Consider the following 13333-nt stretch of genomic DNA (forward strand, 5'->3'; position numbering starts at 1 on the left):
CCACAAAATGGCGCATATTGTAACCCTAAATACCCCATCCAGAGAAGATTGGTTGATGCAACTTGCCGATGTTCTCACCGATCCGGATGAACTATTCCGTCTTTTGAATATAGACGCCGATGACAATTTGCTTGCTGGCCGTGAGGCTAAGCGTCTTTTCGCCCTGCGCGTCCCGCGTGCGTTCGTCGCACGCATGGAGAAAGGCAACCCGAACGATCCTCTTTTACGTCAGGTACTTACTGCACAAGAAGAGTTTGTTACCGCGCCGGGATTCTCCACCGATCCGCTGGAAGAACAGCACAGCGTGGTACCCGGTTTGCTGCACAAGTACCACAACCGCGCCCTGCTGCTGGTGAAAGGCGGCTGTGCGGTAAATTGTCGCTATTGTTTCCGTCGCCACTTCCCGTATGCCGAAAACCAGGGCAATAAGCGTAACTGGCAGGCGGCGCTGGACTACGTGAGCGCGCATCCTGAGCTCGACGAAATCATCTTCTCCGGCGGCGACCCGCTGATGGCGAAGGACCACGAGCTGGACTGGCTGCTCACTCACTTAGAGGCGATCCCGCATATTAAGCGTCTGCGCATTCACAGCCGGCTGCCAATCGTCATCCCGGCGCGTATTACCGACGCGCTGGTCGAACGTTTTGCACGCTCGTCATTGCAGATCTTGCTGGTGAATCATATCAACCACGCCAATGAAATCGACGCTGAGTTCCGCGCCGCCATGTCGCGCCTGCGCCGTATCGGCGTCACGCTGCTTAACCAGAGCGTACTGCTGCGTGGCGTGAACAATAACGCTCAAACGCTGGCAAATCTCAGTAACGCGCTGTTTGACGCCGGCGTGATGCCCTATTACCTGCACGTGTTGGATAAAGTGCAGGGCGCGGCGCATTTCCTCGTCAGCGATGACGAAGCACGAGAGATTATGCGGGAGCTGTTAACGCTGGTCTCCGGCTATATGGTGCCGAAGCTGGCACGTGAAATTGGCGGTGAGCCAAGCAAAACGCCGCTGGATTTGCAGCTGCGCCAGCGGTAAGAGGATAGAGCCAACCCTCTCTTAATGACTAAGAGAGGGTGTACAGCGCATCAGTTCGGGCACTTATAAACCTGGCCGTTCATTTCGCTGTCGGTAGGAACAAAGCTGGAGAGCATGCCTTGCGTCGGGCTGCTGACACCGTAAATCACGTTGCCGCCCATTTCGGCCGCATGGTTGCGCAGCGCGTTTGCCGCCCCGCGCATAGAACCGCCTTCTGCGCCCTGCTGGCCGGAAAGCCAGTTGCTCTGCGCGCCGTTAGCAGTACCCAGCAGCTGGCATTCTGCCCCCGGCTTATCTTCGACAAAGCGCACGCTCTGGCCGGCTGAGGTCAGCTCGGTGGTAGAGCTACAGCCCGCTAACAGCAATGCCGCGCCGACAATCCCTGCTAAAAATTTTACCTGCATGTTATTCCCCACAATCAATGAGCTGGACGCATGTCGTCCGTGTGTAAACCTTATACTAAAAAGATGACCAAAAGAAAAACCCCCGCGCATTTCTGCTACCGATATTGCACATCATTCGCCTCATCCCCCTAAACAAATTCTGATATTACTCCCCGGGATATCGTCTTTTCACACTCAATCGTCTTTAGTGTTGCTGGCGTACAACTTTTGTTCGCTACACAGCACAATCAAAAAGGAGACGATATGAGTAAAACATCCTCAGGAGAGAGGAACGTCACATGGGTGGGTTATCTGGCTTTTTTTCTGACCATTATTTTCTTCTCCGGTTTTTTCGCCAAAAGCACAGAGTGGTGGCGGGTGTTTGATTTTACCGTACTGAACGGCAGTTTTGGCCAGGTTAACGCCGAAGGGCAAAACGCGCTGTCGTTCCGCGGCATCGGCGGCACTGGAGCCAAAGATGGCTTTTTATTCGCGCTGGAGCTGGCGCCCTCGGTGATTTTATCGCTTGGCATCATCGCGGTAACCGAAGGGCTTGGCGGGCTGCGCGCCGCGCAGCAGCTAATGACGCCGATACTGCGACCGCTATTAGGTATTCCGGGTATTTGCTCGTTGGCACTGATCGCCAACCTGCAAAATACCGACGCCGCGGCGGGCATGACCAAAGAGCTCACCGATGAAGGAGCCATCAGCGATCGGGAGCGGGCGATTTTCGCCACTTTCCAGACCAGCGGTAGCGCCATCATCACTAACTATTTCTCCTCCGGCGCCGCCCTGTTTACGGTGGTGACCGTTCCTGTCATCACACCGCTAGCCGTGATTCTGGTGTTTAAGTTCATCGGCGCTAATTTCTTACGTCTGTGGATCGCGCAAATGGAAAACCGTCACAACCAGGAGGATAAAAATGATCGCCCAGCCGCGTAAGAATGTGATGGATATGTTTATCGACGGTGCCCGCCGCGGTTTTACCATCGCCACCACCAGCCTGCTACCCAACGTCGTGATGGCGTTTGTCATTATTCAGGCGCTGAAGGTCACCGGGTTACTGGATATTGTCGGCAAAGTGTGTGAGCCGATTATGGCGCTGTGGGGGCTTCCCGGCGAAGCAGCGACCGTTCTACTGGCGTCGGTAATGAGTATGGGCGGCGGCGTAGGCGTCTGCGCCAGCCTGGTGGCGGCCGGTACGCTCAGTGGTCACGATGCTACCGTCCTGCTGCCCGCCATCTACCTGATGGGCAACCCGGTGCAAAATACTGGCCGCTGTCTTGGCACCGCCGGCGTTAACCCTAAATACTATCCGCATATTATTGCCATCTGCGTCATCAACGCCCTGCTCTCTATGTGGGTGATGCAGCTTCTTTTCTAAGGGAAAACCATGAACTTTTCATTACTGGAACCCCGCTTATTTCGCAATGCGCATCTCTATGCCCCTGACGATCGGGGTATCTGCGATCTGCTGGTCGCTGGGGGAAAAATTGTCGCCATCACCAACGCAAACAGCGAAAGCGTCCCCGAAGCATGCCCGGTCAGCGATCTCAACGGGGCTATCGTCTGCCCAGGATTTATCGATCAGCACGTCCATCTGATTGGCGGCGGCGGAGAAGCGGGCCCACACACCCGGACGCCGGAGGTCAGGTTGTCAAAACTGGTTGAGGCCGGAGTCACCGCCGTCGTTGGCCTGCTCGGCACCGATGGAACAACACGTCATCCGGAGTCATTGCTGGCAAAAACACGCGCCCTGGAGTTCGAAGGAATCAGCGCCTGGATGCTCACCGGCGCTTACGGATTGCCTTCGCCAACCATTACCGATAGCGTGCAAAAAGACGTCGCGCTGATTGATAAAATCATCGGCGTGAAATGCGCCATCTCCGATCACCGTTCCTCAGCGCCCGATACCCATCAGCTTGCCAATATGGCAGCACAGTCTCGCGTAGGCGGGCTGCTTGGGGCGAAAGCAGGCATCTCCGTGTTCCACCTCGGCAATAGCCCCCGCCTGCTGGAACCACTATATGAAATATTGCGCACAGCCGACGTACCGATCACCAAACTACTGCCTACCCACGTCAATCGCGCACAGGCGTTGTTCCAGGCGGCGCTACGTTATGCCAGCGAAGGCGGCTATATTGATATCACCACCAGCATCAACGAGCCTATTGATCCGGCAAGCGCCATCGTGATGGCCCGTGAAGCGCAGGTCCCGCTCGCACGGCTAACGTTAAGCTCCGACGGCAACGGCAGTCAGCCAGAATTTGACCGCCACGGCAACCTGATCGGCCTTGGCGTCGCCGGGTTCGAGTCGCTACTGGAGACGCTGCAACAGCTGGTTCAGCAGCATCATCTGCCGCTGGAAGAGGCGCTGCTGCCACTGACCCGCAACGTCGCGGAGTTTCTCGGGCTGACGCATAAAGGCCGGCTTATACCCGGTTGTGACGCGGATTTTCTGGTGTTGGAAGCAGATTTACGGATTCGGGAAGTATGGGCCAGGGGCCGCCAGATGGTCCGAGACGGTCACGCCTGTGTGAAAGGCACCTTTGAGTAACAAAACCGAGAGATAAAAAAACCCGAGCATCACTGCTCGGGTTTCTTGTCGCTAAAGCGGTTAGCGCACGATTACATCATGCCGCCCATACCGCCCATGCCGCCCATACCGCCAGCAGCACCTAAATCAGGCGCGTCGCCTTTCGGCAGGTCGGTCACCATGCACTCGGTGGTGATCATCAGGCCAGCAACGGAAGCTGCGTACTGCAGAGCAGAACGGGTCACTTTAGTTGGGTCGAGGATACCGAAGTCGATCATGTTGCCGTATTCTTCAGTAGCTGCGTTGTAACCGTAGTTACCTTCGCCCGCTTTCACGTTGTTCGCCACAACAGACGGTTCTTCACCGGCGTTGGAAACGATCTGACGCAGCGGTGCTTCCATTGCGCGCAGCGCAACTTTAATACCGACGTTCTGATCTTCGTTCTGAGCAGTCAGGCCAGCCAGTTTAGCGGCAACGCGAACCAGCGCGACACCACCACCAGCAACCACGCCTTCTTCTACCGCAGCACGGGTCGCGTGCAGGGCGTCATCAACGCGTGCTTTCTTCTCTTTCATTTCAACTTCGGTAGCCGCACCGACTTTGATTACCGCAACGCCGCCAGCCAGTTTCGCTACGCGTTCCTGCAGTTTTTCACGGTCGTAGTCAGAAGTTGCTTCTTCAATCTGTTTGCGGATCTGAGCAACGCGGCCCTGGATTGCAGCTTCTTCACCCACACCATCGATGATGGTGGTGGTGTCTTTGTTGATCACAACGCGTTTCGCCTGACCCAGGTCTTCCAGGGTCGCTTTTTCCAGCTCCATACCGATCTCTTCAGAGATAACGGTACCGCCGGTCAGGGTTGCGATGTCCTGCAGCATAGCTTTACGACGGTCGCCGAAGCCCGGTGCTTTAACAGCAGCGACTTTCACGATACCGCGCATGGTGTTGACCACCAGAGTAGCCAGCGCTTCGCCTTCAACGTCTTCAGCGATGATAACCAGCGGTTTGCCTGCTTTCGCAACGGCTTCCAGAACCGGCAGCATTTCGCGGATGTTGGAGACTTTTTTGTCAGCCAGCAGGATGAACGGGCTTTCCAGCTCAACAGCACCGGTTTCCGGTTTGTTGATGAAGTACGGGGACAGGTAGCCACGGTCGAACTGCATACCTTCTACTACGTCCAGTTCGTCTTCCAGGCCGGTACCGTCTTCAACGGTGATCACGCCTTCTTTACCGACTTTGTCCATCGCTTCAGCGATCAGTTTACCTACGGTTTCGTCGGAGTTAGCGGAGATAGTACCTACCTGAGCGATAGCTTTAGAGTCAGAGCACGGTACGGACAGCGCTTTCAGTTCTTCAACAGCGGAAGCGACAGCTTTGTCGATACCACGTTTCAGATCCATTGGGTTCATGCCCGCAGCAACAGCTTTCAGGCCTTCGGTGATGATAGCCTGCGCCAGTACGGTTGCGGTGGTGGTACCGTCGCCTGCAGCGTCGTTCGCTTTAGAGGCCACTTCTTTCACCATCTGCGCGCCCATGTTTTCGAACTTGTCTTCCAGCTCGATTTCACGTGCTACGGATACGCCATCTTTAGTGATGGTCGGTGCGCCGAAGGATTTGTCCAGCACTACGTTACGGCCTTTCGGGCCCAGGGTCACTTTAACTGCGTCTGCCAGTACGTTAACGCCGCGCAGCATTTTCACACGAGCGTCGTTACCAAATTTTACGTCTTTAGCTGCCATTTCTTCTATTCCTCAAATTCGTTCGCGCGTAGCTCTTACGCTTCAACAATTGCCAGGATGTCGCTTTCAGACATGATCAACACTTCTTCATTGTCGATCTTCTCAGATTTCACGCCGTAGCCATCGTTGAAAATCACGATGTCACCAACTTTAACGTCCAGCGGCTGCACGGTTCCGTTTTCCAGGATGCGGCCCTTACCGACAGCGATGATTTCGCCACGAGTTGATTTTGCTGCCGCAGAACCGGTCAGGACGATGCCGCCAGCAGATTTGGTTTCAACTTCTTTGCGTTTGACGATCACACGATCATGTAACGGACGAATACTCATTGATAGCTCTCCTTTGAGAAAGTCATTATCAGTTATGGGTGACGCCGGGCCGTACACGGTTTTCCGGCTAGTGCCAGAGAGATGGGGGTGGTTATTTTGGCCTTCAAGGGGTCACCCTAAAAAAAATTTCGTACCCGATACGAATCGCGATAAATCGCTGAAATACCGGCTTAGAACAGCACAATGCCGCGGGGTCATAAGAAGAGGTGATGTGTTAAAATTTTGCCCTTTGCCAGGGTATGGAAACAAGTCATGTCAGGTCTGAAACAGGAGTTGGGTTTCGCTCAGGGAGTGGGGCTATTGTCGACGTCGCTGCTGGGCACCGGCGTGTTCGCCGTTCCGGCGCTGGGTGCCATCGTCGCCGGGGAGACCAGCCTGTGGGCCTGGCCGGCGCTGATCGTGTTGGTTTTCCCGGTGGCGATCGTCTTCGCGCTGCTTGGCCGGCACTTCCCCAGCGCGGGCGGCGTCGCGCACTTTGTGGAAATGGCCTTTGGCCCGCGCCTGGCACGCGTCACCGGCTGGTTGTTCCTGTCGGTGATCCCCGTCGGTCTGCCCGCCGCGCTGCACATCGCCTCGGGCTTTACCCAGGCGCTATTTGGCTGGCACGGCTGGCAGCTGCTGATGGCTGAAATGGCTACGCTCGGCCTCGTCTGGTGGCTGGGTCTGCGCGGCGCCAGTTCGAGCGCGAACCTGCAAACGCTGGTTGCGATATTAATTGTCGCCCTGCTGGCCGCAATCTGGGTCTATGGCGATATCTCATTGAAAGCCATCCCTTTCCCGGCGCTACCGGATGTTGAAATATCGCCGCTATTCGCCGCGCTGTCGGTCATGTTCTGGTGCTTTGTCGGCCTTGAGGCGTTTGCTCATATGGCCTCGGAGTTCCGTCATCCGGAGCGTGACTTCCCGCGCGCGCTGATCGTCGGCCTGCTGCTAGCGGGTATTGTCTACTGGGCCTGTACGGTGCTGGTACTGCACTTCCATGCCTACGGGGCCGCCAACACCGCCGCTGCGTCGCTGCCGACCATCGTGGTACAGCTGTTCGGCGTGCAGGCGCTGTGGGTGGCAAGCGTGGTCGGGTTCCTCGCCTGCTTCGCCAGCCTTAACATCTATATCCAAAGCTTTGCCCGGCTGGTATGGTCGCAGGCGCAGCATAAGCCAGACAGCTATCTGGCTCGCCTCTCCCCCGGCCTGGTGCCGCGCAACGCGTTAAGCGTGGTGATTGGCAGCTGCATGGTGAGCACGCTGGCCAGCTACTGGCTTAACATCAATCTGGATGCGCTTATCATTTACGCCAACGGCATTTTCATCATGATTTATCTGCTGTGCATGCTGGCAGGCTGCAAGCTGCTGAGCGGGCGTTACCGAGTATTGTCGGTGATGGGCGTGGCGCTGTGCCTGCTGCTGCTGGCGATGGTGGGGTGGAAGAGCCTGTACGCGGTGATAATGCTGGCTGCGCTGTGGGTGCTGCTGCCGAAAAGGGAGGCATAGACTTAAAAAGCCGGAGTGCATAACGCGCTCCGGCTTTTATCATTACGATGGCTTAAGGACGGTTATCGTCTTTATGGTCCAGTTGGTCAGGGCGCTCGTCTTTACGCTGATACTCCCCGTCAAAGGTCTGCCCGCCGTTGGTGCCACCGGCAAAACCGCCACCCGGCATGCGCCCAAAATGCAGGTGCGGCATCAGCTTCACGGTCAGGTGCTTCTGCACCGGCGGCAACAACAATACCAGCCCCAGGAAGTCGGTAAAGAAGCCCGGCAGAAGCAGCAGAAGGCCCGCGAGGATCAGCGATACGCTTTTGATCATCTCCGCCGCCGGGCTTTCGCCCGCCTGCATTTTTTCCTGCATCAGCATCAGGTTTTTGAAGCCCTGGTTACGGACCAGCGACATGCCGATCACCGAGGTAAAAATAACCAGAATCAACGTCATCAGGACGCCAAACACATGGGCGACCTGGATAAAAATAGAGATCTCAATGTAAACATAGAGAAATATGGCAATTAACGGTATCCAGCGCACTGGCATCTCCTGTGAAGTCAACAACGCGTATCACGCGCTTGCAGCGAGTCATCATTCTCTGCACTAAATTGAAATGGTGGTGAATCGCCGCATTTCAATCAGCGGCGGCCCATATTTTTGTCAACAATCGTCAAGCGGTGATTCATTTCACAAATCAATAATTCTTATCAGTTACGTCTGATAATAAGTGATCCAGATTACTGCAATCCGCTATCATCAGCATATGATCATGGACACCGGGCCGTTTAAGGAAATAATCTGCGGTCAGAAAAACGCATGACCACAAAAATCCTGCGTATTTGGTGAAATCATTGGCAGCTCGCAAAAGAAGGTTCACATGCTAAACAACATTCGTATCGAAGAAGATCTGTTAGGTACCAGGGAAGTTCCTGCTGACGCTTACTACGGCGTTCATACTCTGAGAGCGATTGAAAACTTTTACATCAGTAATAGTAAAATCAGCGACATCCCGGAGTTCGTTCGCGGGATGGTCATGGTGAAGAAAGCGGCGGCCCTGGCGAACAAAGAGCTACAAACCATTCCTAAGGGTGTGGCGAATGCCATCATTGCGGCCTGTGATGAAGTTCTGAATAACGGCAAATGCATGGATCAGTTCCCGGTAGACGTCTATCAGGGCGGCGCGGGCACCTCTGTCAACATGAACACCAACGAAGTACTGGCGAACATCGGCCTGGAGCTGATGGGCCACCAGAAAGGTGAATACCAGTACCTGAACCCGAATGACCACGTCAACAAATGCCAGTCCACTAACGATGCCTACCCGACCGGTTTCCGCATCGCGGTGTACGCCTCTATTGTGAAGCTGGTTGACGCCATTCATCAGTTAGGCGAAGGCTTCCAGCGTAAAGCCGTTGAGTTCCAGGACGTGCTGAAAATGGGCCGTACCCAGCTGCAGGACGCGGTACCAATGACCCTGGGCCAGGAATTCCACGCCTTCAGCGTGCTGCTGAACGAAGAGACCAAAAACCTGCTGCGCACCGCGGAGCTGCTGCTGGAAGTAAACCTTGGCGCCACCGCCATCGGTACCCGTCTGAACACCCCGGATGGCTACCAGCAGTTAGCGGTACAGAAACTGGCGGAAGTCAGTAATCTGCCGGTCGTTCCGGCAGAAGACCTGATTGAAGCGACCTCCGACTGCGGCGCATACGTCATGGTCCACAGCTCGCTGAAACGCCTGGCGGTGAAAATGTCGAAGATTTGCAACGACCTTCGCCTGCTCTCCTCCGGCCCGCGCGCAGGCCTGAATGAAATCAACCTGCCGGAGCTGCAGGCCGGTTCTTCTATCATGCCAGCCAAAGTGAACCCGGTCGTTCCAGAAGTCGTGAACCAGGTGTGCTTCAAGGTTATCGGCAACGACACCACCGTCACCATGGCGTCTGAAGCGGGCCAGCTGCAGCTGAACGTGATGGAGCCGGTGATTGGCCAGGCGCTGTTTGAGTCTATCCACATCCTGACTAACGCCTGCTACAACCTGCTGGAAAAATGCGTCGACGGCATCACCGCGAACAAAGAAGTGTGCGAAAGCTACGTCTACAACTCTATTGGTATCGTCACCTACCTGAACCCGTTCATCGGCCACCACAACGGCGATATCGTCGGGAAAATCTGTGCCGAAACCGGTAAGAGCGTGCGTGAAGTGGTACTGGAGCGCGGCCTGCTGACGGAAGCGGAGCTGGACGACATCTTCTCGCCGCAGAACCTGATGCACCCGGCCTACAAAGCGAAGCGTTATACCGATGAAAGCGAACAATAGTCTTTCTGACTAATAAACTGAGGCATGTCATGATGACATGCCTTTTTTGTTTCTATAATTCACGAAAACACAACAATTACATATCAACTTGGTAAACAAGGAAGGCTAATATGTTTGGAGCAGAACTGGTCATTGTGCTTCTTGCCATCTACCTGGGGGCAAGACTCGGGGGGATAGGCATCGGCTTTGCCGGCGGCTTCGGCGTGCTGGTGCTGACGCTGATTTTTCAAATTAAACCCGGTGCCATACCGTTTGACGTCATTGAAATCATTATGGCGGTTATCGCCGCGATTGCCGCCATGCAAATCGCCGGCGGGATGGATTATCTTGTCAGCCTCGCCGAACGACTGCTGCGTCGGCACCCCAAATACATCACTTTCCTCGCTCCGCTGGTCACCTGGTTTATGACCATCCTCGCGGGGACCGGGCACACCGCGTTCTCCACGCTACCGGTGATTACCGAAGTGGCGAAAGAACAGGGCATCCGCCCTTCCCGCCCGCTCTCCATCGCCGTGGTAGCCTCGCAGATTGCGATTACCGCCTCGCCGATTTCGGCGGCGGTGGTGTTCTTCGCCGGTATCCTTGAGCCGATGGGCGTGAGCTACCTGACGCTGCTGGCTATCTGTATTCCGGTAACGCTGATAGCCGTCCTGCTGACCTCCATCGTTTGTAACTTCCTCGGCTGCGAACTGAAGGACGACCCGGTGTACCAGGAGCGTCTGGCCAAAGGGGAAGTACGCCTGCGCGGCAGCAAGGTCTTTGAGCTGAAGCCGCACGCTAAGCGCTCGGTGCTGCTGTTCCTGGTTGGCATTGTCGCGGTGATGTTCTACGCCACCGCCATCAGCGATACCGTCGGGCTGATTCAGAATCCGGTACTGCCGCGTAACGAAGCGATCGTGGTGTTTATGCTGACCATCGCCACGCTGATTTGTATTACCTGTAAAGTCGACACCGGTGAAATCCTCAACGCCAGCACCTTTAAATCCGGGATGAGCGCCTGCGTGTGCGTGCTGGGCGTCGCGTGGCTGGGTGATACCTTCGTGAAAGCGCACATCGCCGATATTCAGGCGGTAGCGGGCGATCTGCTGCACAACTACCCGTGGCTGCTGGCGGTGGTGCTGTTCTTTGCCGCAACGCTGCTCTACTCCCAGGCGGCGACCACGAAAGCGCTGATGCCTGCGGCGCTGATGCTTGGCGTCACCCCGCTGACGGCAATTGCGTCTTTCGCCGCCGTCTCCGCCCTGTTCGTGTTGCCAACTTATCCAACGCTGCTGGCGGCGGTGGAGATGGACGACACCGGCTCCACCCGTATCGGCAAATACGTATTTAACCACGCGTTTCTGATCCCGGGGGTGATTGCCATTGCCCTCTGCGTCATCCTCGGCTTCATCTTCGGCGGGTTAATGCTCTAACCCGGTGACGCTGTGTAAAAATCGTTAAGGTCGGGCCGCTCTGCGGCCCGATTCACTCAACCCTCTCCAGGTGCCGTGCTATAGTGCCTCTTTTCATCGATAACGAGGTTTACAATGAGCACTCCCGACGCTGTAGTGGTCCTCTGTACTGCTCCGGATGAAGCCACCGCCCAGGACCTGGCAGCCAAAGTGCTGGCAGAGAAATTAGCGGCCTGCGCCACCCTGCTACCCGGCGCGACCTCGCTATACTATTGGGAGGGGAAGCTCGAGCAGGAGTATGAAGTGCAAATGCTGCTAAAAACCGATCTTGCCCACCAGCAGGCGTTGCTGGACTGCCTGAAGGCTCATCACCCGTACCAAACGCCAGAATTGTTAGTGTTACCCGTTACTCACGCAGATGTTGATTATCTCTCATGGCTCAACGCATCCTTACGCTGATCCTGCTGCTGTGCAGCACCTCAGCCTTCGCCGCCGGGTTATTTGACGGACCCGGCCGCAGCAATTTTATTCCTGCTGATCAAGCCTTTGCCTTTGATTTTCAGCAGAACCAGCATGACGTAAACCTGAGCTGGCAGGTGAAAGAGGGCTACTACCTCTATCGCCAGCAGATCAAAATTAACCCGGCCAACGCCAGCATTGCTCCGCTACAGCTCCCCAAAGGCGAACCGCATAACGACGAGTTCTACGGCAAAAGCGAAATCTACCGCCAACGCCTGGTGGTGCCGGTGACGTTGACACAGGCCAGCCACGGCGCGACGCTGACGGTGACCTATCAGGGCTGCGCCGACGCGGGGTTCTGCTACCCGCCGGAAACCCGAACCGTGCCGCTGAACGCGGTCTCTGCCCTTCCCCCCTCCGGGGAGAGGGCCGGGGTGAGGGGCGAAACCAGCGCAGACTTACCGTTCTCCGCCCTCTGGGCCCTATTAATCGGCATCGGCATCGCCTTCACCCCCTGCGTGCTGCCGATGTATCCGCTGATCTCCGGCATCGTCCTCGGCGGTAAACAGCGCCTCTCTACCGCTCGCGCGCTGCTGCTGGCCTTTATCTACGTGCAGGGGATGGCGCTGACCTACACCGCCCTCGGCCTGGTGGTGGCCGCCGCCGGGATGCAGTTCCAGGCCGCGTTGCAACATCCGTATGTGCTGATCGGCCTGTCGGCGGTGTTTATCCTGCTGGCGCTGTCGATGTTTGGCGCCTTCTCGCTCCAACTGCCATCTTCCTTGCAGACCCGCCTCACCCTGATGAGCAACCGCCAGCAGGGCGGCTCCCTCGGTGGCGTGTTCACCATGGGGGCGATTGCCGGGCTGATTTGCTCGCCGTGCACCACCGCGCCGCTGAGCGCCATTCTGCTGTATATCGCCCAGAGCGGTAACCTGTGGCTTGGCGGCGGTACGCTGTACCTGTACGCGCTGGGCATGGGGCTGCCGCTGATTCTGGTCACCGTATTCGGCAACCGCCTGCTGCCAAAAAGCGGGCCGTGGATGGCGCATGTTAAAACCGCCTTTGGCTTTGTGATCCTCGCGCTGCCGGTGTTCCTGCTGGAACGGATTATCGGCGACGTATGGGGGCTGCGGCTGTGGTCGATGCTCGGCGTGGCGTTCTTCGGCTGGGCATTTATCACCAGCCTCGGGCTGAACAAACCGTGGCAGCGCATTGGGCAAATCATCCTGCTGGCCGCGGCGCTTATCAGCGTGCGGCCGCTTCAGGATTGGGTCTTTGGCCAGACGGCCACGCAGAGTCAGGCGCATCTCAACTTTACCCGCATCAGCAACGTCGAGTCGCTGAACGCCGCGCTGGCTAACGCTCGCGGTAAACCGGTGATGCTCGACCTGTACGCCGACTGGTGCGTGGCCTGCAAAGAGTTTGAGAAGTACACCTTCAGCGACCCGCAGGTGCAGCAGGCACTGCAAAATACGGTACTGCTACAGGCGGACGTAACGGCTAACAGCGCGCAGGACGTAGCGCTGCTAAAACATTTACAGGTACTGGGCCTGCCGACCATCCTCTTCTTTGATGAAGACGGCAACGAGCAGCCCGCCCTACGGGTAACCGGCTTTATGGACGCCGCCGCATTTCGCGCGCATTTGCGCGATCGCCAACCGTAGAC

At 56.5% G+C, this 13333-nt stretch carries 13 protein-coding genes; 9 read left to right on the plus strand and 4 right to left on the minus strand.

Annotated elements, in window-relative coordinates; genetic code table 11:
• The first annotated feature begins 7 nt into the window (after positions 1-7).
• The gene (epmB, locus tag NNN71_RS06855) at positions 8-1036 is read left to right on the plus strand and encodes an EF-P beta-lysylation protein EpmB (protein ID WP_271458169.1); all 1029 of its coding nucleotides are present in this window, start codon (positions 8-10) and stop codon (positions 1034-1036) included.
• 50 nt (positions 1037-1086) lie between these two features.
• Here epmB and NNN71_RS06860 read toward each other — a convergent pair whose 3' ends face one another.
• A complete protein-coding gene (locus tag NNN71_RS06860) occupies positions 1087-1440 on the minus strand; it encodes a DUF4156 domain-containing protein (RefSeq protein ID WP_163447348.1) in 354 nt (117 codons plus the stop codon).
• Between the two features lie 243 nt (positions 1441-1683).
• On the opposite strand from NNN71_RS06860, the gene NNN71_RS06865 reads away from it, so the two are divergent.
• The 3 genes from NNN71_RS06865 to iadA are packed head-to-tail and all read left to right on the plus strand — an operon-like array spanning position 1684 to position 3976.
• Positions 1684-2361: a nucleoside recognition domain-containing protein gene (locus NNN71_RS06865; protein ID WP_163447347.1), complete on the plus strand. Its 678-nt coding sequence runs from the start codon at positions 1684-1686 to the stop codon at positions 2359-2361.
• Positions 2342-2803, plus strand: coding sequence for a YjiG family protein (locus tag NNN71_RS06870; protein ID WP_163447346.1), 462 nt, complete (start codon positions 2342-2344; stop codon positions 2801-2803). The genes NNN71_RS06865 and NNN71_RS06870 overlap by 20 nt, the downstream gene beginning before the upstream one ends.
• Positions 2804-2812: 9 nt before the next feature.
• Positions 2813-3976, plus strand: a complete 1164-nt coding sequence (gene iadA / locus NNN71_RS06875) for a beta-aspartyl-peptidase (protein ID WP_249022436.1) — start codon at positions 2813-2815, stop codon at positions 3974-3976.
• Between the two features lie 71 nt (positions 3977-4047).
• On the opposite strand, the gene groL is transcribed toward iadA, so the two are convergent.
• The gene (gene groL, locus NNN71_RS06880; RefSeq protein WP_064546803.1) at positions 4048-5694 is read right to left on the minus strand and encodes a chaperonin GroEL; all 1647 of its coding nucleotides are present in this window, start codon (positions 5692-5694) and stop codon (positions 4048-4050) included.
• A gap of 35 nt (positions 5695-5729) precedes the next feature.
• The gene (locus NNN71_RS06885; RefSeq protein ID WP_003855929.1) at positions 5730-6023 is read right to left on the minus strand and encodes a co-chaperone GroES; all 294 of its coding nucleotides are present in this window, start codon (positions 6021-6023) and stop codon (positions 5730-5732) included.
• Positions 6024-6275: 252 nt separating this feature from the next.
• On the opposite strand from NNN71_RS06885, the gene yjeH reads away from it, so the two are divergent.
• Positions 6276-7511: an L-methionine/branched-chain amino acid transporter gene (yjeH, locus tag NNN71_RS06890; RefSeq protein ID WP_271458170.1), complete on the plus strand. Its 1236-nt coding sequence runs from the start codon at positions 6276-6278 to the stop codon at positions 7509-7511.
• 52 nt (positions 7512-7563) lie between these two features.
• On the opposite strand, the gene NNN71_RS06895 is transcribed toward yjeH, so the two are convergent.
• Complete coding sequence (locus NNN71_RS06895; RefSeq protein WP_064546798.1) at positions 7564-8040, minus strand: FxsA family protein; 477 nt, start codon at positions 8038-8040, stop codon at positions 7564-7566.
• A 337-nt stretch (positions 8041-8377) separates the two neighbouring features.
• Here NNN71_RS06895 and aspA point away from each other — a divergent pair, with 337 nt between their 5' ends.
• From aspA to NNN71_RS06915, 4 genes are all read left to right on the plus strand, one after another.
• Entirely contained in the window at positions 8378-9814 is a 1437-nt protein-coding gene (gene aspA / locus NNN71_RS06900) for an aspartate ammonia-lyase (RefSeq protein ID WP_163447343.1), read from the plus strand.
• 110 nt (positions 9815-9924) lie between these two features.
• On the plus strand, positions 9925-11226 hold the full coding sequence (locus NNN71_RS06905; protein ID WP_163447342.1) for an anaerobic C4-dicarboxylate transporter: 1302 nt from the start codon (positions 9925-9927) through the stop codon (positions 11224-11226).
• A gap of 114 nt (positions 11227-11340) precedes the next feature.
• Positions 11341-11664 carry a divalent cation tolerance protein CutA gene (gene cutA / locus NNN71_RS06910; RefSeq protein WP_064546792.1) on the plus strand — a complete coding sequence of 108 codons (324 nt, stop codon included), beginning with the start codon at positions 11341-11343 and terminating at the stop codon, positions 11662-11664.
• Positions 11640-13331 (plus strand): protein-disulfide reductase DsbD, encoded by a 1692-nt coding sequence (locus NNN71_RS06915; protein WP_271458171.1) that lies wholly within the window; start codon positions 11640-11642, stop codon positions 13329-13331. The genes cutA and NNN71_RS06915 overlap by 25 nt, the downstream gene beginning before the upstream one ends.
• Positions 13332-13333: the final 2 nt, after the last annotated feature.

This window comes from Kluyvera sp. Awk 3 (assembly GCF_028069715.1).
Classification (GTDB): Bacteria; Pseudomonadota; Gammaproteobacteria; order Enterobacterales; family Enterobacteriaceae; genus Kluyvera; species Kluyvera georgiana_A.